Below are 25,015 nucleotides of genomic sequence, written 5' to 3' on the forward strand. Positions count from 1 at the left end.
GCGATTTTTTTTGACCATCAAGGGTAAAGTGGTGGCTATCTTGCTTATGTCGTCCTGATCAGTGAATACTGCCATTTCACTGAGTTGTAACGAAGAAATTTTTTAATCCAACCAGGATACTTTGTACTGCATAAGAAGCCAGGATAAGCCCCATAATCTTGCTGATGACGGAAATCCCATATTCGCCAATTCTTTTTTGAATAATATTGGCAGCCAATAATATGAACATAGTGATTATAATAACCAACGCGACCAACAAGGTAGTTACTGACTGTTGGGTAAAAGTATAAAGGTGATTATCTGTAAGGAGTACTACTGCCATTATAGCACCAGGTGATGCAATAGAGGGTATTGCAACCGGAAAAATGGTGACATGCTTATAATCCCGGATAAGGTGTTTTTCTGACTCAGGTTTGCCTTCTCCAAATATCATAGTGAGGGCAAATAAAAATAAAATAACGCCCCCTGATATTTGAAAAGCATCCAGGGTGACATCCATGCCTTCCAGGATCAGCTGACCTACTACAATAAAAAACAAAAGAATTAAGAATGCGACGATAGATGCTCTGATGGCTACTTTTCTTTTTTCGTGTGGATTAAAATGTTTGGTTGCTTCCAGATATACAGGAACAGATCCTAAAGGGTCGATGACCGCTATGAGGAAAAATATTTTGGTAATAATGTCAGTAGTCATATCAGGATTAATGTTAATTTAAAATTTTGTCTAAATTAGGAGACCATTGCTTTTTGTGTGATGTATTGCATTATTTGTGTAGCGCACGTTAATGCCTGTGCAGCCATGGGGTCGTTAAATAGTACCTGTATGGGACCTTCACCAAAGTATAATCCATCTGAAACAATAAATGAAATCCTGACTTTGCCGGTTGGAGGGCAGGGCAATCTGGGTTTGTCCCATGGTCCTATTTTGTTTACAATTTTTTCACCTTCAGAAAAGAAATCAGCTATGAGTTGATCTGAGGTCGTATCTCTTGCGTCCCAGATCAATATTTTACCTGTGTGATTGATATATCGGGCAGATCCATCCCGGTATGCTGCCAGCACATCGAGTCCACTATCAAGACCGATTTCAACGATAATGGCCAGTAATTCTTTATAAGCTAATTTTATGTTTGAACTGCTTAGCCTGTTTTGAGCAAGGTTCTTAATCCTGGTTTCTACATTGGTGTCTTCAAGGACGGATCTAATCTCTGTTTCAGTAGAATGATCATCAAAAATTACATTCCATGGACATTGACCTGCGTCGTCTACACCTGCTTGATAAAGGTCCGGATTATCACAGAATAATAATTGATAAAGATTATTGGTGGAATGTTCCAGGTAAGGACCATCGGATTTATGGGAAGAATTAAAATTTTCCAAAATAAATATTTTTGATATTATTAGAAGGCAGGCAAGTTAAGCAACAAGCATCTTTTGCATAAGACTTTAGCTTAATAATTAATCAAATTTTACCCCCCTGAAACTGATGTAGGGCATGTTTGTTGGATGAACGGCCAACACTTTAACCTCTAGCGTACCCTGTGAATGGCTATATAATCACACAGTGCTTAAATCTATCGGCAGTTTATACCATCGCTTCTTAGTAAGATTAAATATAGCATTTCCAAGAGCCGGTGCAATCGGAGGGAGTCCTGGTTCGCCTACACCGCCTGGTTTTTCAAGATTTTCAATTATATGGATCTCAACCTGGGGCATTTCGGAGATACGCATGACCTGGTATTGATGATAATTGGTCTGATCACATTTGCCTTGCGTAAAGGTGATGCCCCCTTTGACGGCGGCTGATAATCCCATGGCAATGTTGCCCTCGGTCTGGGCTTTGACATTGTCAGGATTGACATATTGTCCACAATCGAGGACTGAGTATACTTTGACGATCTTTATGACATCATTTGTTTTGGTGATTTCGACCAAGGCTGCACCCATCGTCTCAAAGGATCGGAACATTGCCATTCCTCTGGCATGACCTGTGGGCAGGGGATTGGCTTTGTTTAGTTCAGCAATTTTTTCGAGGACTTTGAGATCGCGGGGAGATCTGCTCAATAGTTGCCTTCGGGCTTCTATGGGATCGATGCCTGCTTTTTGGGCCATCTCGTCGATGAAACATTCCTGGCCCCAGGCAAAATTGGAGGCATACACAGACCTCCACCATAAGATAGGTATCGGGGTCTTGATCCTGCTGTAAGAAAGATGATGTACCCTAAAGCCATATTTATGATTTTCTTTACTGAGTTCGCCTGACAACCAATTGTCTGCCTGGTAGGGCATGATGGAATTCCAGTGTTGTCCCTGGATAGATTCGCCTATGGCATGATGGCTTAGAGCAGCCAATCGATTATTTTCTCCAATGACGCCACGCATTTTGCTGAGCATAGCCGGTCTGAACGGCCCCTGGGTCATATCTTCTTCCCGGGACCAGATGAGTTTGACAGGAGCTTTAACCTGGCGGGAAATATCGATTGCTTCCTTCATAAAATCCATATAGGCTTTGCGACCAAATGAGCCTCCAAGTAGCTCGGAGTGCATAATGACTTTGTCAGAAGCAATATTTAAAAACTTCGCAGTTTCTTCCACAGCACCATCGGGGCCTTGGATAGGGGCCCATACCTCTACACTGCCATCTTCTTTGACATGTGCAGTCGTATTGACAGGTTCTATGGCAGCATGGGCAAGGAAAGGAGTCTCATAGGTAGACTCGAGTTTTTTGTCTGAGGCAGCATAAAACGCATTGAAGTCTCCATCTTCTTCAGCACGTATCCCTTCTTTTTCTGCTGCATTGTAAGCTTCTTTGAAGTAAAAATTGGTGTCTAAGGTAGTAGTCAGATCCCCTTCTTCCCAGTGGCAGGTGATTAATTTGCTGGCTTTGAGCGCTGACCAATAATTGCTGGCTACTATGGCTAATGCATCGGTCGTTCCACCCGGATATTCGTGTTTAGTTTTAATTATATTTTTTACTCCGGGTACCATTTTGGCAGCGGCGTCATCAAAACTAATCAACTTGCCTTGCACGGAAGGGGCATGTAGCGTGGTGGCATAAAGCATGCCGGGTACTACCACATCAATTCCATAAACTGCAGACCCCAATACTTTAGAAGGGATGTCCAGTCGTTTATGATATTTGCCTAATATTTTAAATTCCTTAGGGTCTTTGAGTTTTGGATTTTTTGGTATCTCCAGTTTGGCAGCCTCTGCGGCAAGTGCACCATAAGTCATTTTTTTGTCTGTACCGGTAAGATATACGATACCATCATCGGCATGGCATCGGTCCGGCGTGGTGTTCCATTTATTTGCAGCTGCCTGCATCAACATTTCTTTAGCAGCAGCACCTGCTTGTCGAAGGTTGGTCCAAAGTCCTCTGACTGTACTGCTTCCTCCGGATGACTGGTCGCCGTATTTGGCTCTCCCATCAGAAGAGATGACCTGGATCTGATCTAATCTCACCTCGAGTTCTTCTGCAATTAATGAAGACACGGCCTGGTGAGACCCCTGGCCCATATCAGGTCTGCTATTGACCAAAGTGATTTTACCCATAGCATCTATGAGGACGAAAGGATTGATCTCTGTCATAAGATCCTCAGCAAAAATTTTGACTAATTCATTGCCCGCACCGGCAGTTTTAACTCCGATGATCAGTCCCGCTGTCCCCAGCAAACTTTGTTTTAAAAACTGCCTTCTTTGAGTAGATACTGACATGACATTTTTTATTTTAAATAGATGATTGGATAAAAATTATTTCAAAATCAATGGGTGCCCATTGGTTTTGCTTCCGTCCTATCGGATGCACGATGTATGGCTTTTCTAATGCGGTCATAAGTACCACATCGACAGATATTGCCACTCATGTAGGTGTCTATATCCTGGTCACTGGGCCTGGGATTATCAGCTAATAATGCAACTGCAGACATGATCTGACCACTTTGACAATATCCACACTGAGGCACTTGCTCTTCCACCCAGGCTTCCTGCACTGCATGCATCAATTCCGGGGTTCCAATGCCCTCGATGGTAGTAATCTTTTGTTTTTTCTTGAGTGCTGAGATGGGCAATTGACAGCTGCGCATCGGCGTTCCATCAATATGAATAGTACAGGCGCCGCATTGAGCCAGGCCACACCCATATTTAGTCCCTTTGAGACCAATGAGATCACGGATCACCCACAATAAGGGCATATCCTCTTCAGCATCAACTTTATGTCGCTGACCATTGACGGTGAGATTGTAAGTAGCCATAATATTTATTTGAGAGTATAAAAATAACGGAATATGTTGAGATTGGAGGCGGCAAGTGGGTGGGGTTCTACCAGATTTTTATTCTTTCTTTTTCGCTCTTCCACATTTGATTTTGCTCAATCACTCCATAAGCATTATAGAAAGGGGTAAAATTGGTGAGGGGGCCTACAACCCGATATTCAGCGGGAGAATGTACATCAGTCAGTACTATCTGTCGCATCATTTCATCTTTCATCTTCAGACGCCAGATGGAAGCAAAGGACATAAAAAACCTTTGATCTGGGGTAAGACCATCTATTTTCTGATCAGCCTTGCCTTGGGGTGTCATCTTAAAGGCGTCGTGCGCGATCGCGAGACCTCCAATGTCTGCGATGTTTTCACCTAAGGTAAGGGCACCATTGAGATGTAATGAATCGATCGGGATATACTTGCTGTATTGATCCACTACCTTGTCTGCGATGGCTTTAAATTTGTCTGCATCTTCTTTGGTCCACCAATCTTTAAGATTTCCATCTTTGTCGTATTGACGACCCTGATCATCAAATCCATGGGTGAGTTCGTGGCCGATCACCATGCCTACAGCACCATAATTGATGGCATCGTCCGCACTCGGGTCGAAGAACGGGGGTTGTAATATGCCTGCAGGAAAAATAATTTCGTTGGTGGTTGGATTATAGCCGGCATTAACGGTGGGTGGTGAGAAGGGCCATTCGCTTTTATCTACTGGTTTGTCCACTTTAGCCAGGTCTCTAAAATATTCGTATCTGCTGGTAGCTATACGGTTGCCAAAATAATCGTCTTTTTTGATGACCAATGAATCGTACTTAAGCCATTTGTCAGGATAACCTATTTTGCGGGTGATCGCTGCCAATTTTTCCAGTGCTTTGGTTTTGGTCTCAGGGCTCATCCACTCCAACTCTCTGATATGTGTCTCGTAAGCTTTTTGCAGATTGTCGATCATGTCCATCATGCGGTCTTTGGCCTTGGCATCAAAATTGTTTTTGACATATAGCTGACCTGCAAGATCACCGATACGGCCGTCGACTACATTGACTGCATACTTCCATCTTGGCTCCGGCTCTTGTCTTCCTGATAAAGTCTTTTGAAAAAACTCAAACCCAGCTGAGGCAAATGCTTTTGAAAGTGAATTGTAAGAATTGCTGATGGTTGCTGCTTTGAGATATGGCTTCCATTGATCTATAGGTATAGTTTTGATGAGTTTGTCCAGGGAGGTGAAAAATGCCGGTTGGCCTATCAAAATAGAGTCTGATTTCAATCCCATATCTTTTTTGACTTTATTCCAATCTACAGAAGGGGACATTTTTAGTAATTGCCCCATGCCATATTTGTTATAGTTTTTCTGTGGATCACGGAGTTCTACGTTGGTAAAATGTCCCTGGGCGATTTTTTTCTCCAGATTAAAAATGGCCGAAGCTTCGGCTGCGGCTTTGATAGAATCCTGTCCAATGAGCATCCCTATTTTTTTCAAATAAGCCTGGTATTCCTTCTGAATCGCTAAGGTAGGCGGGTCGGTTCTAAAATAATAGTCCCTGTCAGGCAAGCCTATGCCTCCCTGAAAAAACTGCGCGATATTCATAGAGGCATTCTTATCATCAGCCCCTACACCAAAACCAAACAAAAGGCCATTGCCATTGATGCGCTGGGCATTGACGAAGGAGATCAATTCCTGGCTATTTGAAAGTCTATCGATCTGATCAAATACTTGCTGAAGAGGGCTATATCCTTTAGCTTCAATGGTATTGGTATCCATGATCGATGCAAAGAGATCTCCAACTTGTTGCTCCAGACTCCCGGCAGGAGCTTGAGAGAGGGCCGCAGCATTTTTACATACTTCCAATAATGCTTCTTCGCTTTTTGTTTGAAGGTCAAAGAAGGATCCGGTACCAATCTCAGAAGGGGGTATCGAGGCATTTTTATTCCAAATACCATTGACATGTTGGAAAAAATTATCTCCTGGTGCGATGGTGGTGTCGAGGTGGTTGATATCGAGATAAGCTTTCGAAGCTGTTGGGATAGGCGCTTCGTTTTTGCAACCAATTAATATTATACTAAAAATGTAAAAAAAGCTCTTGAATAAATGCTTTGTCATAATAAATGAAAATAGAAGTTTATAAAAAATGGAAAGAAAATACAGGTATACAATCAATTTAAAGTAGCATGCTACAGAAGCAAAATATTTAGTTGTTAGCAGAGGTTACAGCAGGTTTAGAAACCAACCATTTATTCATCAGATCTGCAGTGATCTGAAGATAGCGGTCACGCTTATAAAAATTAGTTATTCGATTATTGCGGTCTATTTTTATTTTATCGACCCCGTTGGCTGAGGTAGAATCTGAAGTAGCAGGGCTATCAAAAATGCCGTACACATCAAGGTCATCTGTCAGTCTCATCAGGTTTCTGTTAAAAGCAGATTTCTCCCGGATCGATTTGAGTTGATCTCTGTAAGCAGATTCAGAGATCACTTTTGGTTGATCGCCATTGGCAGCAAGCCATTTTCCATTTTCATCAAAAGTTGCAAAAGCATTGGCCGTATCAATCTGGCTTTTAAAATAATCTTGTAAGGCAGGTACATCGGCTATTTGCGGCCAGCTGGTATATTGTAACCCGGCGAGTCCATCCCAGGGTAGAGCACTCTCCTGATCTTTTTCTTTTACTTTGTAACTTTCATAATATCCATTGAGCCGGATGTCAGGAACTACTCCTTTAAGTTGAACAGAGGATCCATTGATTCGATAATATTTTTGCATAGTAATATGGACATTGCCCAGATCTATGTCACTGTTAGGTCTGCTTAAAGCGTAAGGACGCTGTACGGTACCCTTGCCATAGGTGCCAGAACCGATGATCATCCCTCGTCTATAATCCTGGATCGCAGCAGCAAATATCTCTGAAGCAGACGCGCTAAATTCATTAACCATAACAGTCAGGGGACCATCATATACTACTCCTGGATCACGATCAAAATATACTCCTGGTCGCCCATTCTTGCCCTTGACCTGAACTACCGGACCAGCAGGTATAAATAAGCCGACCATATCTACGACTTCCTGGAGGCTGCCGCCACCGTTATTGCGAAGATCCATTATAACCCCGTCGACTTCATGGGCTTTAAGCTTTTCTAATTCTTTGGCGACATCATCTGCACATTTCCGGCCTGAGTCATCGCCAAAATTGGTGTAGAATTTGGGCAGATTGATCACTCCATATTTTTTATCCTTATAGTTGAGGATATTACTTCTTGCGAAGGTCTCTTCTATTCGCAATTCTTCCCGTACCAGTTTGACGATTTTGACCGTACCGTCGGTTTTCTTCATTGTGAGAGAGACTATTGTCTTATTTCCTCCACGGATCAATTGTACACCCTCTGGTATACTGAAGCCGGCTATGTCAACAGGTTTTTCATCTCCTTGCCCGACCTTGAGAATAAGGTCTCCTTCTTCGATTTCACCTGATCTCCAGGCCGGCCCACCGACACTCACTGCTGCGATACGAAGGTATCCGTTTTGTTCACCGATCTGAGCCCCTATACCATAGAATTTTCCTGAGAGTCTTTCATCCCAGGATCTTTTCGCTACAGGTAAAAAATAATCTGAATGCGGGTCCATCATATTGACAAAACTATTGACATAATTACTGAACAACTCTTCATCTGTATTTTTAGAGTACTGGTCAAATATTTTGTTGATGACCTTTTCTACCGAAACACGGGCTTCTGATTCAAGGATCATATCCGTTTTTTGTTTGATAGAATCAACTTTGGACTGCTCACGATTTTCTTTAAGGGCAACCAGGTTTTCAAGAACCATGTACTTGATTTTGTATAACCAATATTGGGTCCGATCAGTATTATTTTTAGGAAAATCAGGATTTTCGGGATAGTAGACTTCTTTAGACTGATCATTAAAACTGATTGGATGCTGGAGCCAGGTATGACTCTCTGCATGCAGTTCAGCTATTCTTGATTTATAGGTGGACAAGACTTCATAGAAAAACAGTACAGGTTCACCATTGAGTTCGTCGTCGATCATGTACTTATATTTATTGAAGGCAAGAATATCAGATTGTAAGAATATGCTTTTGTCATCATCCATTCTCTTCAAAAAGTCAGCATAGATCATAGCTGATAGCGAATCGTCATATTCTTTAGGAGAAAAATGATTCTGTTTAATAGCTTTTGCTACTTCATGCAGCGTCTGATCGAATTTGTCTCCAGGTTCGTTTTTATAAGTAAGTCCTAATAGCAGGAAGAGTACATTGCAACATAAGAAGACACCAAAAGTTTTTAACCAAATAACTTTATTCATTGTAATGATTTATAAGGATAATCAAGGCTATGCCTGCAAAAATACTGGAAAGATTATAGATCATTCTCCCCTTTTTTGGGTGGCGATTATATAAAGAGAAGCCCGAAGGCAGATTTGAAGGAAAGTTATTAATAAAAAATGGGATGATCAAACCGATCACCCCATATCATAAGCACTCTACTGATTATTTAAACATTGTATGATTAGCGGAGTCTTTGTAGTAGTTAATTAATTTAACAGAGGCAAACATACTTTAAATGAATGTCAATTAAGTCACCCGTTTTGGGGGAATTTTTGTTTTCCGGGTGTTCAAATCAATTTATCCTGGCGAGCTATTCTGATTGCAGCTTCTTTTGAATTGACATCAAGTTTGTTGTAAATATTTTTGATATGTGATTTGACAGTCTCTTTGTCAATAAATAACTCTAAAGCAATTTTAGTTCGACTTTTACCTTCGGCGACACCTTCCAATATCTGTGTCTCTCTTTTGGTCAGTGGCGAATCCTGGCTTTTTCTAAATGATTGTATCACCATCTTTGCGATTCCAGCACTTAGTGGGCCGCCACCGTGCATTACTTCTTTGATAGAATCTATGATCTTAGACGAAGGGGTGTTTTTGGTAAGGTATCCGGAAGCACCTGAACTCAAGGCTTTAAATATGCTGGATTCATTTTCATATACCGTAAGGATAATGATATGCCCTGCAGGATATTTTTTTTTGATCTTGCTGATGGCGTCGAGACCAGAGATGCCCGGGAGTTCGATATCAAGCAAAATCACATCCGGAAAATCTGATACCAAATAGGGTTCTGCGTCTTCAAAGCTTCCATAGCTATTAATCATTTTAAGTCCGGGAGTCAGATTGATAAGATAAGAAAAGGCCTCTCTTATGGTATGGTCATCTTCTATGATTATGATGCGAGTTTCCATGATCTGGGAATGAAATATACGACAAAGGTCTCATTAAAATGCTCCTGGGTCATCCCTCGGACAGGGGGATATTGAGTTCTATCGTGATGGTAGTGCCCGTCGGATTTGTATTCGACAGGCTTAGATGACCTCCCAGTCGATGGATACGCTTTTGCATATTGTCCAGGCCATTGCCTTTTTTGATGGCATTGGTCGTGTCAAATCCAAGCCCATCATCTTTTATGATCACCTTCAAAGTACCTGGGGCATCGTGAACAGAATGTTGATATACAAAATCCAAGGAGGCATGCTGTCCTTGAGCATGTTTGAGGATATTGTGCAGGGCCTCTTTGCACACCATGATCAGATTGCGACTAAATTCAAAAGGGGGTTTGAGTGTCTTGAATGCAGGGTCTATATCGTTTGATTTGAAGTGGATAGACGACTCCTGGAATAATTCTGTCCCAAAGCTCTGGACCCGGGATATCGCTTCATACAAAGTATTGTGATTGGGTGCTAACGCCCAAATGATGTCTTTGGTGCCCATATACAGGCCTTGGATATTCTCTTTGATTTGTACCATGAGTTTATTTAAATCGGCATCATCCTCCTTCAATTTGGTCTGCAAGACATCGGTCAGAAGCGATAGCCGAGTGATCTTATTGCCCAGGTCATCATGCAAGTCTTCACTGGTCCTTTGTTGGATTTTTAATTGTTCTTGTTTGCGGGCTTCTTGCACCAGGCGAGCTTGCCTGGCCTTCAGCATCATCCTATACTTTTGCAGCAGTGCACCTAACAGAATAAGCAATCCTACCATTGAAAATCTGAACCAGGTCGTTTGATAATACGGAGGCACGATCTCAAAGGCATAAGACAATGATGGTGACATGACCGGATCATTGGTACTTACGATAGCCCTTGCTTTAAATGTATATTTGCCGGGAGAAAGATTGGGATATATCACGCTTGGGTTCTCTCTGGGGGGAGAGTATGCTGTGTCTGCACCCGCCAGAAAATATTGATATCGTAGGTCTTCTGGTGATGATAAGTGTACGCCCTGGACCGTAAATGTTAGGTGATTGTGTTTATAATCCAGGTGCAAATTCTGCGGGATCCAATTCCAGGCTGACCGTTTTTGGTCTCTGGAGTAAGCAGTATCAACGGATCCTGAATAAATGTCTACCGCTTTGAGGAAAATCTTAGGCTGCGACAGCACAGAACTTGAATCAGGGTCATAAATGTAAATTCCTTTAGTCGTCCCGACCCAGATGCGATCATGCTCATCTTTTAGGATGGCATTTTGGTTGCATTCCGGCCCCAGGCGTTGGTTGGAGGATTTGATATGTTGTGCCGTAAATCGCTGCTGCGTGTGGTCAAAGCTAAGTTTATTCAATCCATTGATGGTGCCAGCATAAAGATCACTTCCTTCCTGCAGGATGCTAAAAACCATATTGGAAGAAAGGCCATTGGATTCATTACATACCCAGGTCTTGTCACCGGAAATTTCTTTTATCAGGACCCCATTTTCTGATGTTCCAAGAGCAAGATACTTACCAATGGTCTGAATAGAACCTACGAGCATACCTTCAGCTCCTGCCACCGGATAAGGGCAAGCAGACAAGTTTTTGTCCAGCAGGTACAAACCCTGCGTAGAACCTATCAGTATCGAATCTCTACCGATCTCATGCGTGATAAAACAAGGATATTGAATGCTCTCTATCGCCAATATTTTGCCATGGTCTATCTTGTGGACACCACGTGGACTTGTGAGCCAAATACTCGAATCGGAGGCTTCATAAATGGAAGTAAAATTCCTCGGAAAGCCTTTTTGATCCTTAGCAATTTGAGTAAACTTATTATTATAGTAGGTCCAAAGGCCTGACCCAATAGTTCCGATCCATAATTTTTGGGAATGATCTGTAAGCAAACAATTTATCTTCAACAACTGCCCGTTAGAGCTTGCGAAATTTATATGTTCTATATGCCCATTTTTTATCTTCGAAAGACCTCCTTCGAGCAAACCTGCCAAGATAGACCCATCTCTACTTTGTGATAAAGCCATAATAATCTCACCTTGCAAGCCCGATGCATGGTCAAATATCCTGAAGGTTGCATCATGAAACTTGAATAATCCAGACCCATCCGAACCAAACCATATATTGCCTTCATGGTCAGTAAATATATCATGAATGGCATTGTCCGTCAACCCTTGTTGCAAACCGATTTTTTCCGTGGTGGAGTTTGGTCTGATCTTATATGCACCATTATTCGTGCCAACATATAATGCTCCGGACGGATCCTCTTCGAGGCAATTTATCCAACCATTAATCTCCATGGGTATAAGGATTTTTTTGCCATCCTGGATATTAAAAAGGCCTTCGTTGGTCAATGCCCAGAGTCCAGGTGCATTTTTTTTGAGATAGAGTTTTCTAACCAGGAGACTCGTATCCTTGCCATGCCATTGAATGAATGGATCCCAATGCCCATCTACAAATTGGAATATGCCTTTTTTATAAATAGCACTGTAAAAATCTTTAGAATCAGAAGTTATTGCTGTGAAAGCATGCTCTTTATATACAGCATTAAAATTCCTCGAACTGTCAGATAGTTTACAAAGTTGACCACCAAAGATGAGCGCGTATATATCACCATCAGGAGCTTGTGTGAGATCTACAACATTTTTTCGTCCTGGGCTACAGCTGATATTATACAATTTAAATTCTTGTCCTTCAAACAATTGGATGCTAGATTCCTGGCCGATCCAAATTCGATTTTTCCGATCCGGATAGATGACTTCGGTCATGGACTGTACCAGTCCTTTACCATAATTAAAATTCGAAAACTCCTTGCCATCAAATCGACTGATCCCCCCCAGGGTGGCTATCCACAGCATGCCAAACTGATCTTGTGCAATGTTATTGATTTGTGACTGCACCAAGCCATGCTCAATATTGAGGTTTACAAAATCATACTTTTGGCTATGAGCTGGAATGCCTGACAACAAACAGATCATGTTAATGACTACAGTCGTTGCAATCCTATTGGTTGATATAGTTAAAAATGGTTGGATAGTATACACAGTTTTCTTCAGATGCAAAATTGATGTTTTTTAAAAATCAAGCAGTCCCCCACATTGGGTGAGACACAAAGTATGAAGCCAAATCGTTTTTCAAGAAATGATTCATGTTCAATAATACATATTATTTGTAATTTGACTATGTAAAATATTAACAATTAGTTTATTATAAAAAAAATATTCTCTGCATTGCTTTGGAATATTTAGATTTGTGTTAAAATCAAGCAATATGAAGTATTTAAAGCCTCTCTTATTATGTATAGGCCTATTGTTTTTCTTCCAATGCCAAAAGGATGATTCAGGGCCAACAAAATCCACCCAGTCGATCAGTGGCAAGCTAGCTATAGACTATATGGAGCTATTAAGAGATTACACCAAGCTGACTCCTGGTTTTTCGCCTCCAGTAGCTGCACGTGCGTTTGGTTACGCCGGGCTTACCTTATATGAAGCTGTAGTTCACGGGATGCCCGAATATCAAAGTATGGTTGGACAATTGAATGAATTGAATGAGCTACCAATGCCTGTAGCAGATACCTATCATTGGGGTCAGGTGGCTAATGCGGCTATGGCTGAAGTAGCCAGGTTGTATTACCCTTCAGCTCCACCTTCATTAAAGCCAAGGTTAGTATTGATGGAAGCCAGCTACAAAACAGACTTCCTGAATGAAACGAATGAATCAGTACTGGAGCGAAGTACTCTTTATGGACAGCAATTAGCCAATGCCATTTTTGAATATTCTAAAAACGATGGTGGACACGAAGGATTTAATAAAAATTTTCCCGGTTTTCCAAACCTACCGGTAGGACCAGGATATTGGGTGTCAACCAGTGCAGCCAACCCTACTCCCTTGCAACCTTATTGGGGCAATAATCGCACGTTTGTCAAAGACATCACCATACATACCCAACCTGTCAAGCCTCCTGATTATTCCACAGAAAAAACCTCCCCATTTTACATTCAGGCATTGGAAGTATATAATGTGACCAAAAATCTGGATCAGGAACAAGCCATTATTGCGAAATATTGGAGCGACGATCCTGGCAACGCAGGTACACCTCCTGGGCATTCCATTTCGATTGCCTCCCAGGTGTTGGGATTAGAAAATGCTGATTTAGCAGTGGCGGCTGAGACCTATGCTAAATTGGGAATAGCTATATCGGATGCTTTTGTATCCTGCTGGAAGTGTAAGTATACGTTTAACCTCGTAAGACCCGTGACTTATATCAATAAAAATATAGACGCCAATTGGACTACTTTATTGGCCACTCCTCCATTTCCAGAGTATACCTCCGGCCATTCAGTCCAGTCAGGTGCCACTGCCAGGGTATTGTCTGTCATCTTCGGAACCAACTATGCTTTTGTGGATCATACCCATGAGCGGCGTACAGATATACCTGGTGCACCAAGATCTTTCAGATCCTTTGATCACGCCGCTCAGGAAGCAGCTATCTCGAGGTTATATGGTGGGATTCATTTTAGAGACGCCATTGACCTTGGAGTCCTTCAAGGCAATAAAGTGGGGGACGCGGTAAATGCTTTAGCTTTTAAAAAGTAGGGAAGGATATCTTAACAGCTAATCGACCATTTGGATAGTATCATAAGTTAGATAGAATTTAATGTTAAGCATTGTCTATAAATGTTATACGGTTTAATAAAAATCATATTTGTCTCAGCCAAGTGTTTTTTATACTTTTACGCTAAACCAAAAATTATATGAAAAAAATAATTACACTTAGTCTCATTTTTATTTTGGCCAGTTCATGTGTTAGTAAGAAGAAGCACGATATGCTGACCAAAGAAAGGGATGCCACTGCTGAAGAGAAACGCCAGCTAATGTCTCAACTCAAACAAAGCCAGGATCAATACCAGGAGTTGATGAAAAAGTATAATGATGAGCAAAATCGACTAAAATCAGAGATGCAAATGTCTGATACTAAAGTTTCTGAAGCTCAAAATAGGATCAAAAGTCTTGAAACCCAGCTTGATCTTGCTAACAAGACCAATACTAACCTACTGAGCAGATTGGAAGATCTCTCTATCATCAGTATGTCTGGTGCGGAGAACATTCAAAAATCTCTGGAGGCCATTAACCAACAATCAAGGTACATTCAAGGGTTGAATAATAAGATCCAAATGAAGGATTCGCTCAATCTAACTTTGGTGACTAACCTCAAACGCTCCCTGGCTGATGTCAACGATCAGGATGTCCAGGTTGAAGTGCGTGGTGGAGTAGTATATGTGTCCATTTCTGACAAGCTTTTATTCAAATCAGGAAGTTATGATGTCAATGCTGCCGCTGAAATCGTGTTAGGTAAAGTAGCCAAAGTGGTCAATGACCACAAAGAAATTGACATTTTGATCGAAGGTCATACTGACAATGTGCCCATCAGCACTGATAAAATCAAAGACAATTGGGATTTAAGTGTGCTCCGGTCTACCTCTGTAGCCAGAATATTGCAAAAGAAATTTGGCGTCGATCCTAATCGTATCACAGCAGGGGGCCGCAGTGAATTTGCTCCTAAAGGTGCAAATGACAATAGTTCCGGAAGACAGGTCAATCGCCGTACAGAAATCATCATCACCCCAAGGTTGGATCAATATATTAACTTAATGGTACCGCAATCCAGCAATTAATTGCTATTGATTCATTCTGCGGTAAAACTTATAAAAGTGCTGATAATCCTGGTGGGTTGTCAGCACTTTTTGTTTGCCCAGCAGTCAGGAGAAGTATTAGTTCATATTGAATGCAATGGGCTATCCACGCAGCAGGTTTTAGACTCTATCCATGTAAAATACGGCACTACTTTTTATAGTGATCAAACTAACAAGCTCCTATCAATCAGCGTGTTGAGACCGTGTCAGGATTCAAATCTTCAAGACTTTTTAGAAAATTTATTGACCGGCACCGGACTTGGATATATCGCATATACGCCCTATTTGTATATCATCAGTGATACTGCTTTGTTAGATGATATTCGATTTGAAGCGTACTTCAAAAGCAAATCAATCATTGAAAATAATGTGACTGTCGATATAGAAACGATCGGTCATCGAGACTCCATAGCCAGATCAGGTATGGCCAGAATAAGGGGAGTGGTTACAGACGGCAATACAGATAGCCTGATATCTTTTGCCTTCATAAAATTTGGAGATCATGTAGTAACTACGACTGGTGATAGTGGCAAAATAGATGTCACACTGCCCATAGGCATATATTCACTGATAGTAGAATCTAATATTTATCAGTCATATCAAAAACAAGTCAAGATCTACGGTGATGGATTTATAGAAGTGAGACTATATGAAAACTCGGTCGATCTTCCGGAATTGGTGATCGGAGGCTCTGCCCAACGGAGACTTGAAAACGCTACTGCCGGGGTGGCAGAACTATCGATGAAGGAGGTTAAAAGGCTTCCAACTTTGATGGGCGAAACCGATATACTAAAGGCGCTTCTGACCCTGCCAGGGGTAAGCAATACCGGCGAAGTGGGTAGTGGGTACAATGTCAGAGGTGGCAATATTGATCAAAACCTGATACTTCAGGAAGGTGCTTTTCATCTGAATCCATCTCATGTATTGGGATTGTTTTCTGCATTCAACCCTGAAGCCATCAAAAATGTCACTTTGTACAAAGGATATATCCCTGCGCAATTTGGTGGACGGACATCCTCTGTCCTGGACATAAAACTGAAGGATCCCGATTTTGAACATTCCAGCGTGTTTGGTGGTATCGGGCCCATCTCCTCAAAGATATTTATTGATATGCCTCTGGTTAAAAATAAATTGGCTTTTTTCGCTGGCAGTCGGTTTACTTATTCAGATTGGGTACTTGGGCTTATTCGTGATCCTAATCTCAAAAAAAGTCACGCAGGCTTTTATGATATCAATTTTAAGCTGGAGACCAAACTGGGATCTGCAGCAACACTCTCTCTCTCGATGTATAATAGCAGTGACCAGTTCAATTATGCACAAGAATTTGGGTATGGCTGGTCCACACTTTCATTTGGGCTCAATTATACTCAACAAGTCAATCAGAGAGTGATTCTAACCGGATCTTTCATCCAAAGTAGCAATAGGAATGATTTTGATGATCAGCAGGTATTGGTAAAAAAGTATTTAAAAAACGGACTGGATTATTTAAAAACAAAATGGAACGTGGCCTGGCAAGCAAGTCCGGCACAAACACTCAATCTTGGATTGGAAGCTACCAGATATAAGCCATTACCACAATACTTTAGGGCTATATCCGAGCAAAGCACCATTGAAGAAAATGTAGAGCTGAGTCGGGGAGAGGAAGCTGCGATCTATTTGAATGATGAGATCAATCTCACAAAAAAAATCAATGCTTCGCTGGGATTTCGGTTTAATATGTATCGTAATTTTGGTGCTGAATCTGTGCATCAATATGCGCAGGGTTTGCCTCGTATCAAAGCCAATTTAATCGGAGAAGATATTTTTAAATCGAACCAAACGATCAAATGGTATCCTGGTGCTGAACCGAGGATCAGTGCTGCCTATAAAATCAATGCCAGCAGCTCCGTCAAACTGGCTTATAATCACCTGGTCCAATTTATTCACCTGGTATCAAATACGGCAGCTGCAACGCCTGTAGATCTTTGGTTGCTGAGCAATAGTTATATCCAACCCCAACAGGCTGACAATTATTCATTGGGATATTTTAGAAATCTTCGCCAAAATGAATGGGAGACCAGCTTTGAAATATATTATAAAAGACTGGATCATCTGATCGAGTATAAAGACTTTGCACAATTATTGCGCAATCCTTATATCGAAACCGATTTATTTGCCGTAAAAGGCCGTTCGTATGGGGCAGAGCTATCTATTAAAAGGTTGAAGCATAACCCGACAGGATATGTCTCCTACACATTGAGTAGAAGTCAAAGACAATCACCCGGCATCTATAGAGACGAGGTGATCAATGAAGGAGGCTGGTATGCATCTAACTTTGACAAACCACATAATTTTAATGCTGTAATTGATTGGCAGATATTGAAGACCATGTCATTCTCTTCTAACTTCGTATATGCTTCCGGAAGACCCTTGACAGGTCCGGTTGCTGACTTTTATATTGGAGATGGTGGCGTATTTTTGGACTACTCTCAAAGAAATTATCTGAGGATACCTGATTATCATAGATTAGATGTATCCCTGACCGTCACGCGGGGTGCCATCAGGACGCGTAAAAATAAAGGCAGTATCACCTTATCCGTATATAATCTCTATGCACGAAAAAATGCCTTCTCAGTTTTTTATCGCAAAAGCAACAATCAACCCCTGGTAGCTTACAAACTGGCTGTATTGGGTACGGCACTTCCTTCACGCGGTTACAATTTTCAATTTTGAAGAGACCAGTTTTATATTTGATCCTATTATCTCTTGGAGTGATATCTGGTATTTGTTCCTGCCTGGTGGAATTGCCATTTGAGCCTACTTTGAAAGTGAATAATCTAGTAGTTAATGGCACCATCAGCAATCTCAAGACGGACCATCATATTTTATTATCAAGAACAGTAGGTGTAAGCCAACCCCCTATTCCGCTGGCTGGAGCTCAAGTCAGGTTAGTTGAGAACGGTAGTAAAGTATATTCATTCCTGGAGCAATCAGCAGGAGATTATGTTTTACCAGGAGATGAATACGATCCTACAATGCTGGCTACCTATCAAATAAAAATAGAACTCTCTGATGGCAATCAATATCAATCTGATCCGGACATTATGCAGGTGCCGGTCAAACCAGACAGTATGACCTGGACTGTAGGGATCCATCCCGTGATCACCTCAGAAGGACTAATCCGAAATCAGGATGTAGTAAAAGTTTTTGCCAATACAAGTTTGCCGGAAGGAAGAAAGGACCTTTTCTTAAAATGGGATTTAAAGAGTTACTTTCAATTTACCACCATGCCGGAATGCAATCCATTTAAAATTTTGTCCTATTGTTATTATGGAGGAAATTCACTGCAGCCGGAAGAAATAAAAATATACAGCAACCTGGAAGCGGGCGTAACCAGGGTACAAGACCTTGACATGGGATTTGAAAATATTTTCCCGGAATACAGATTTGTTGAAACACACTATTATGAATTATATCAATACCGAATCTCGGAATTGGCATATGAATATTTTAGAAAGTTGCGATTAGTATCAGAGCAGAACGGAACTATCTTCGACCCTATCCCTGCTTCAGTTACGAGCAATGTGTACAATGTCAATAATCCAAAAGAAAAAGTGTTGGGTTTCTTCCTGGTATCTTCAGTAGAGGTGATAAGGAAGCAGTTGGTTGCTGCAGATTTCGCTGGTTTATACCCTTTACCTGACAAAGTAAATAATATTTGCGGATGGCTAAAAGGTATACCTGAATCCGTGTATTTCTCTGCATGTTGTGATTGTAAATTGCCAGAAAAGCGGATTCCAAAGCCAGTTTGGTGGTAAAAAATTTTGATGGTGAGATGGTGAATATTAAATTTTATTTAGCGACAATTCTATTTGCAGTGACTTTGTCTTTTGGCTGGTCTCAAACCTTCTCCATTCACTTGAATCAATCGTTTTACATTGTTGGACAGACCCTGTCTTTTGCTGTATATCCTCACAAAGACCTCCTGATTGATTCGATGTTGATATATACGGAATTATATTCACCCGGGAGTGAGTTGAAGCAACAACGAATATACCGATTGCATTCACGATCTGTTGAGGGCTCCATGGAACTCCCGATATTATATGAAGAAGGTAATTATATACTGACATGTTATGCCTTGATGGATACGGGTCGGTTCTCTTCGCAACCCCTTTATACCAGCATCAATGTACCTATATATAACAATCTCGAAGAAAAGCCCGAAGAATTTGAGAAGCTGGATTATCCTCAGCCACCAATCGAAAATATCAACCACGAAGATTCTTTTTATACGCGTAATACATATACCTGGTCCATTAATCTCCTGCCGTTATCAGAGCATCCTCAGGATGGAGAATACTCCGTATCTATTTTTAAATACGAAGGTTTTTATACTAATGCAGAGATGGTGAGCCAATCTGAGTCAACTGTGTCCAAAGGAGAGATAATAGCATCAACTATTAGGAAAAATATTTTTCTGGATGGCAAACTGAATGATCGGTTGAATGGAAAAAATATAACCGAAAAATATCTCTCGTTGTATCTTCCCCAAACCGGTGCTTTTCACAGGATGCAAGCTACTGCCGGGATGGTCAAGATGGCCCTGCCCGATATTTACAATGTTCAAAAAGCACAACTGCTCTCTATGAACCCGAACCAAAGATTGAACCTGGGATGGAATCCGGTCACTTCTTATTTTAATGTGGACTGGATCAATGACCGCAATCGCAAATTAGAGAGGAATCAAACAGTCAACTATGTATTATGGCAAGACTCAAAGCGTCGGCTTATAGAAGATATTTTTAAGATTACCGCCCCAAGCGTAATCACACCAATTGATACGATTAAAACAATTCCTCCGGACAAATCTTACTTATTATCTGACTACAAAGATCTGAAGTCTCTGCGGAATTTTATAAAAGAAGTTATGATCGATTGTAGAATCTCGAAGGTAGTGAACGATCGACAATCATTAAGACTACGCAACAAAGACCTCAATCAACTTTATCGTTGGCCGGCATGGTATTTAGTAAATGGTTTTTTCGTAGGAGATGATTCATTGATGCTCAATCTTCAGCTCGCTGATATCAAGCAGATAGATTTATATAATCGCAATACCACCTTCGATCAACAGTTTGATCCTATGATGGCTTATACTGGCGTGATTGCTATCAATACAACTTCAAATATCGAGACAGCACAGCATGTATTTCCATTGAACGGCCTCAGTCTTGAACGACCTGCTACCACATCAATGCCCGCTTCTAATTTGCCAGACCTTAGGACTCAAATTTACTGGTCATCAAAACTTAAAGCAGATCAGTCAGGAAAATTGAATGTGGGATTCGCTACCAGTGATGTCAAAGGAATCTATGCCGTAGAGGTGCATGGAGTGGATGGGCGTAAGGTGCCGGTATCTAAAAGAGTGTTTATTGAAGTGCGCTAACTACTTTGCGATCACCGACGGGTTCATATGTTTTAGGAAAAACTAATTGAAAGGAGGTGCCTGTACCTTCCTTGGAGGCTACATGGATATTGCCTTTGTGAAGGAGCATGATTTGTTTTGAAAGGCTCAGACCGATGCCACTTCCATTGCTTTTGGTACTAAAAAAGGGCACAAATATTTTATCCAAAACTTCAGGAGATATACCCTTGCCATTATCTCTGATTTTAATCACCAGCTTATGATTTTCTTCCATGGCAGAAAGTTCTATCATGGCTTTGTCTTCGCCTTGTACCGCATCCTTGGCGTTGAGTAATAAATTGATAATAACTTGTTCGATAAGATTTGGATCGGCTGACAGTTGTAAGTTAGGATCTTTGAGCGTGATATCCAGGTCTATATTTTTTTCTTCCATGGTAGGATTCATCAGATTATACATCGTGCCGAACAATTCGCTTACCTGGAAAGTTTTGATCTGAGGTTGAGTTATTTTGTTGAGATTTCTATAAGTTTGGGCAAACTTTAATAGACCTTCACTTCTTTTTTTAATAGTATCCATTCCTAAAGAAAGGTCTTCTTTATCCAGATTTCCTTTGCCTTCCTGCATAAGCCTCGACTTTAGTGTATCTGCCAGCGAAGCGATAGGAGCTACACTATTCATGATTTCGTGAGTCATGACACTCAATAGTTTTTGCCAGGCATTGGCTTCGGTTTCATCGATGGCTTCATTGATATTTTGTATGGCGACCAGTTTATACCGCTGATCTTGCATGATAAACGAAGTGGAATTAATCAAAACCTTTAACTCTTTGAGACCCTCGCTCAATTTTACGATTTCCTGTTGGCCCGATTTTATGAAAATAATCTTGTTATATAAGGTTTCGTTTCTTTTTTCAAGAGAATGAATGGTGCGCAGATAAGGTACCTGTAGCATTCGCTTGAGCGTCTCGTTGAGCCAGATAATTTCGCCATCAGGTTCCTTATATGAGATGATGCCGGTATCAATGATCTCCAGTACTTTTTGCAAGTATTGAAAGTGGGTTTCTTTTTCGAGGGTGATGTCTTTGATGGTATCATTTATTTCATTGAAGCCTTCACGAAGTGTCTTCAGTTCATTGGGGGCTTCTTTTACATTAAAATGCCTGGAAAAATCTCTATAATGAACTGCCTCTACATAAGTGGCTATCTCATCATAAGCTTTGCGGTTAAAAATATAAAAGTCATAGATCTGATAAATAAATATGGCCAGGGGAATGAGTAAATAAATGTAATAACCTTGGATGACCAGCCAGGACCCGCCGAGGCAAGTAATTATCAGCAGGATCAGCCGCTTGATTATTTTCCATTCAAATCTCTTAAACTCCATATGATAAGGTGTTATTCAAATATGGATAAATATACTTTGATCAGATCTCATATTTATTAAGCCGCCTATACAATGCGGTCCGGGTGATGCCTAATTCTTTAGCGGCTTGAGTGATATTGCCATTGTGTTTCTCCAACACTCTGATGACCGTATTTTTTTCTACAGCACTCAGGTTCATATCATCCTTGTCTTTGAGTACAGATGAAGTCTCCAGGTTGGAAAAAATAATTTCTGAGGCAGTCAATTCAGTCTTATCACATAATATAACTGCTCGCTCAATCGTATATTGTAATTCACGAATGTTGCCTGGAAAGGAATATTCCATAAGTTTATTGATGGCAGAAGACCCTAACTTAAGGTCGTGCTTTAGATACTTGGCACTATAGACTTGAAGGAAGTGTTTGGCTAAAAGTTCGATGTCGCTACCCCGATCTCTAAGCGATGGAAGCGTCAAGTCTACCGTATTGATTCGATATAATAAATCTCGTCGGAAGCGATGTTCGTTGGCCAATTCCGAAAGCGGTAGATTAGTCGCACAGATCAATCGGATATCAACCTGGCTCGGTACATTGGAGCCTATTCGGGTGATATGCCTGTTTTGAATAACTGAGAGAAGTTTGGCTTGTTGATTGAGATTGATATTGCCTATTTCATCTAAAAACAAGGTTCCTCCCTGAGCGGCTTCAATCCTCCCTATTCGATCTTCTTTGGCATCGGTGAAAGAGCCTTTTTTGTGCCCAAATAATTCGCTTTCAAATAAAGATTCAGTGAGTGCTCCAAGATCTACTTTGACGAATGGTTTATCTGCTCTGTTCGAATAATAGTGAATTTGATTCGCGAGTACATCTTTGCCAGATCCATTTTCTCCCAGGATCAAAATATTTGCATCTGTTGGAGCTACTTTAGACACTTTGAGCATCAAATCTTTCATAAGACTGGACTCGCCAAGCAGTGTGATTTCAGGTGCTATCGAAGGTTGGATATTTTTTAATTGTTTTTTGAAGGCATCATGCAGGCTTTCAATGAGTTTTTCATTTTGCCAGGGCTTTAGAATAAAATCTTCAGCTCCTTCTTTAAGCGAACGCACTGCTAAATCTATATCTCCATAGGCGGTAATGAGGATCACGCAGGAGTCAGGGGCTATTTTTTTAATTTCCCGCAGCCAAAAGATACCTTCATTGCCAGACTGAATACCACTCTTAAAATTCATATCCAATAAGATAATGTCAAAAACTTTTTGCTTAAGCAAGGATTTGATCTCATCAGGATATCTACTGAACTCTATAGATTTGACCAATGGCTTTAGCAATAACCTAACTGCGGTAAGCACATCTGGATCATCATCTACTACTAGTATATTGCTTTCGCGGAGCTTCATATATCTCCCAAAGGTCGGCAAAATCTTATGAGAAATCATAAAGTAATAGATTTATATAAAAGACAGAAGTTCAATGGAATAGTTGCATGCACATTGATCTTTAGACTTGAAAGTCATAACTTTTATTAATTAACTGGGTGAATGGAGAGATTGCTGCAAGGAAGCTCATTAGGATAATAAAGGGCTAATCTTCATTTTTCATGCAAGGTTTAATCCAAAGTCTTGCCTTTCAATTTCGCACACAGTTGTATCAAAATCGTACACTTTAAGGCTAATAAAATTTTGTAAGTGACTGATTATTAATGCTATGTAACCTTTGGCACGGTCTTCCGTACTTATAATGTTAAGAAATACTCATAAAGTGGATAGACCAATAGAAAAAAAGACCTGGACGACAAAACGAATACTTGGGATTATAGGAGTGCTTGCCCTCGCTGGCTTAATATACATGGCAGTAAAGTCATCTTCTGGCAAATCTAAACTCAATGTAGAGACAGAAAGACTGATGATCAGCGAGGTTACTGAAGGTCCCTTTAAAGAATTTATACCCATCAATGGAGTCGTCATGCCAATCACTACTATCTACCTCGATGCTTTAGAAGGAGGTAGGGTAGAAGAGAAATATGTTGAGGATGGAGCTATGATGAAAAAAGGGCAACCTATATTAAGATTAAGCAATACAGATCTGGAGTTGACTTTGGCCAATCAGGAGACTTCCGTGTTTGATGTATTGACTCAAATGCAAAATACCAAAAACAATGCTGAACAAAATACAATTCGCCAACTCAACCAGATGGCCGAAGTGACCAATGCATTGGAAGAGGCCAAGCGATTGTATGACCTAAACAAAAAACTATTCGATCAAAAAGCAATTGGTCTGCAGGATTTTAAATCTTCGGAGAATATGTATAACTATCAGGTGAGGAGGAAAAATCTTACAGAGCAAATCCTTTCACAAGACAGTATTTCTATTAAAACACAGCTAGCACAGATGCAAGAATCTTATTCACGTATGCAGAATGCGTTACAGCTCATGCGTCGAAAAGTAGGTGATCTTATCGTACGAGCGCCAGTCGATGGACAACTCACTTCGTTGGATGCAGAGATCGGACAGTCTAAACAGAAAGGCGAAAGTCTGGGCAGACTCGATGTATTAAGTGGTTTTAAAGTGAGGGCGGACATCGACGAACATTATATCTCCCGGATTTATACTGATCTCGAAGGGGACTTTCCATTTGCTGGAAAACAATATTTTTTGGTGATTAAAAAAGTATATACCCAGGTGACCAATGGCAGATTCCAGGTAGATATGGAGTTTAAAGGTGAAGTTCCTCCGGGCATCAGAAGAGGACAGACCTTCCAGGTAGGATTGGCGCTGGGATCAGAATCTATAGTGACCCTGGTACCCAAAGGAGGTTTTTTTCAAACGACCGGCGGCAACTGGATTTTTAAATTAAATGAAAATGGAACAATGGCATTTAAACAAGATATTACCCTGGGTCGGCAAAATCCTAATAATTATGAAGTGTTGAGTGGATTAATGCCTGGTGATAAAGTGGTGACGAATAGTTATGAGACTTATGGTAAGATGGAGGAGTTGGTGTTGGTGAAGTAGTTGGATGAGGTGTGAGCAT

16 protein-coding genes are annotated in these 25,015 nt (G+C 40.8%); 6 read left to right on the plus strand and 10 right to left on the minus strand.

The window, feature by feature from the left end; genetic code table 11:
- Positions 1–76: 76 nt before the first annotated feature.
- The 8 genes from IPJ09_19895 to IPJ09_19930 form a co-directional block, all read right to left on the minus strand.
- Positions 77–694: a MarC family protein gene (locus IPJ09_19895; protein MBK7373654.1), complete on the minus strand. Its 618-nt coding sequence runs from the start codon at positions 692–694 to the stop codon at positions 77–79.
- Between the two features lie 35 nt (positions 695–729).
- Positions 730–1,380, minus strand: coding sequence for a hypothetical protein (locus IPJ09_19900; GenBank protein MBK7373655.1), 651 nt, complete (start codon positions 1,378–1,380; stop codon positions 730–732).
- A gap of 177 nt (positions 1,381–1,557) precedes the next feature.
- Positions 1,558–3,714, minus strand: a complete 2,157-nt coding sequence (locus IPJ09_19905; GenBank protein MBK7373656.1) for a xanthine dehydrogenase family protein molybdopterin-binding subunit — start codon at positions 3,712–3,714, stop codon at positions 1,558–1,560.
- A gap of 47 nt (positions 3,715–3,761) precedes the next feature.
- A complete protein-coding gene (locus IPJ09_19910) occupies positions 3,762–4,250 on the minus strand; it encodes a (2Fe-2S)-binding protein (GenBank protein MBK7373657.1) in 489 nt (162 codons plus the stop codon).
- A 67-nt stretch (positions 4,251–4,317) separates the two neighbouring features.
- Complete coding sequence (locus IPJ09_19915; GenBank protein ID MBK7373658.1) at positions 4,318–6,360, minus strand: M13 family metallopeptidase; 2,043 nt, start codon at positions 6,358–6,360, stop codon at positions 4,318–4,320.
- 88 nt (positions 6,361–6,448) lie between these two features.
- Positions 6,449–8,575, minus strand: coding sequence for a carboxy terminal-processing peptidase (locus IPJ09_19920; GenBank protein MBK7373659.1), 2,127 nt, complete (start codon positions 8,573–8,575; stop codon positions 6,449–6,451).
- Between the two features lie 309 nt (positions 8,576–8,884).
- Complete coding sequence (locus IPJ09_19925; protein MBK7373660.1) at positions 8,885–9,505, minus strand: response regulator transcription factor; 621 nt, start codon at positions 9,503–9,505, stop codon at positions 8,885–8,887.
- Between the two features lie 49 nt (positions 9,506–9,554).
- Positions 9,555–12,581, minus strand: coding sequence for a hypothetical protein (locus IPJ09_19930; GenBank protein ID MBK7373661.1), 3,027 nt, complete (start codon positions 12,579–12,581; stop codon positions 9,555–9,557).
- A 208-nt stretch (positions 12,582–12,789) separates the two neighbouring features.
- Here IPJ09_19930 and IPJ09_19935 point away from each other — a divergent pair, with 208 nt between their 5' ends.
- The 5 genes from IPJ09_19935 (at position 12,790) to IPJ09_19955 (ending at position 20,640) form a co-directional block, all read left to right on the plus strand.
- On the plus strand, positions 12,790–14,115 hold the full coding sequence (locus IPJ09_19935; protein ID MBK7373662.1) for a vanadium-dependent haloperoxidase: 1,326 nt from the start codon (positions 12,790–12,792) through the stop codon (positions 14,113–14,115).
- Positions 14,116–14,273: 158 nt separating this feature from the next.
- Positions 14,274–15,194 carry an OmpA family protein gene (locus IPJ09_19940; protein ID MBK7373663.1) on the plus strand — a complete coding sequence of 307 codons (921 nt, stop codon included), beginning with the start codon at positions 14,274–14,276 and terminating at the stop codon, positions 15,192–15,194.
- A 36-nt stretch (positions 15,195–15,230) separates the two neighbouring features.
- Positions 15,231–17,924, plus strand: a complete 2,694-nt coding sequence (locus tag IPJ09_19945) for a TonB-dependent receptor plug domain-containing protein (GenBank protein MBK7373664.1) — start codon at positions 15,231–15,233, stop codon at positions 17,922–17,924.
- Positions 17,921–19,009: a DUF4249 domain-containing protein gene (locus tag IPJ09_19950; protein MBK7373665.1), complete on the plus strand. Its 1,089-nt coding sequence runs from the start codon at positions 17,921–17,923 to the stop codon at positions 19,007–19,009. The genes IPJ09_19945 and IPJ09_19950 overlap by 4 nt, the downstream gene beginning before the upstream one ends.
- Before the next feature lie 17 nt (positions 19,010–19,026).
- Positions 19,027–20,640, plus strand: a complete 1,614-nt coding sequence (locus IPJ09_19955; GenBank protein MBK7373666.1) for a hypothetical protein — start codon at positions 19,027–19,029, stop codon at positions 20,638–20,640.
- On the opposite strand, the gene IPJ09_19960 is transcribed toward IPJ09_19955, so the two are convergent.
- Together IPJ09_19960 and IPJ09_19965 are read right to left on the minus strand one after the other, a co-directional pair.
- Complete coding sequence (locus IPJ09_19960) at positions 20,624–22,003, minus strand: HAMP domain-containing histidine kinase (GenBank protein MBK7373667.1); 1,380 nt, start codon at positions 22,001–22,003, stop codon at positions 20,624–20,626. The genes IPJ09_19955 and IPJ09_19960 overlap by 17 nt on opposite strands.
- Before the next feature lie 40 nt (positions 22,004–22,043).
- On the minus strand, positions 22,044–23,381 hold the full coding sequence (locus tag IPJ09_19965) for a sigma-54-dependent Fis family transcriptional regulator (GenBank protein ID MBK7373668.1): 1,338 nt from the start codon (positions 23,379–23,381) through the stop codon (positions 22,044–22,046).
- 361 nt (positions 23,382–23,742) lie between these two features.
- Between IPJ09_19965 and IPJ09_19970 the strand changes: the two genes are divergently transcribed.
- Complete coding sequence (locus tag IPJ09_19970) at positions 23,743–24,996, plus strand: HlyD family efflux transporter periplasmic adaptor subunit (protein ID MBK7373669.1); 1,254 nt, start codon at positions 23,743–23,745, stop codon at positions 24,994–24,996.
- Positions 24,997–25,015: the final 19 nt, after the last annotated feature.

This window comes from Saprospiraceae bacterium, assembly GCA_016709995.1.
Lineage (GTDB): Bacteria > Bacteroidota > Bacteroidia > Chitinophagales > Saprospiraceae > JADJLQ01.

Coding starts and splice junctions, on each gene's coding strand:
- IPJ09_19915 (MBK7373658.1), bottom strand. CDS start 6,360: ATGACAAAGCATTTATTCAAGAGCTTTTTTTACATTTTTAGTATAATA.
- IPJ09_19955 (MBK7373666.1), top strand. CDS start 19,027: ATGGTGAATATTAAATTTTATTTAGCGACAATTCTATTTGCAGTGACT.
- IPJ09_19940 (MBK7373663.1), top strand. CDS start 14,274: ATGAAAAAAATAATTACACTTAGTCTCATTTTTATTTTGGCCAGTTCA.
- IPJ09_19935 (MBK7373662.1), top strand. CDS start 12,790: ATGAAGTATTTAAAGCCTCTCTTATTATGTATAGGCCTATTGTTTTTC.
- IPJ09_19925 (MBK7373660.1), bottom strand. CDS start 9,505: ATGGAAACTCGCATCATAATCATAGAAGATGACCATACCATAAGAGAG.
- IPJ09_19910 (MBK7373657.1), bottom strand. CDS start 4,250: ATGGCTACTTACAATCTCACCGTCAATGGTCAGCGACATAAAGTTGAT.
- IPJ09_19895 (MBK7373654.1), bottom strand. CDS start 694: ATGACTACTGACATTATTACCAAAATATTTTTCCTCATAGCGGTCATC.
- IPJ09_19920 (MBK7373659.1), bottom strand. CDS start 8,575: ATGAATAAAGTTATTTGGTTAAAAACTTTTGGTGTCTTCTTATGTTGC.
- IPJ09_19905 (MBK7373656.1), bottom strand. CDS start 3,714: ATGTCAGTATCTACTCAAAGAAGGCAGTTTTTAAAACAAAGTTTGCTG.
- IPJ09_19965 (MBK7373668.1), bottom strand. CDS start 23,381: ATGAAGCTCCGCGAAAGCAATATACTAGTAGTAGATGATGATCCAGAT.
- IPJ09_19960 (MBK7373667.1), bottom strand. CDS start 22,003: ATGGAGTTTAAGAGATTTGAATGGAAAATAATCAAGCGGCTGATCCTG.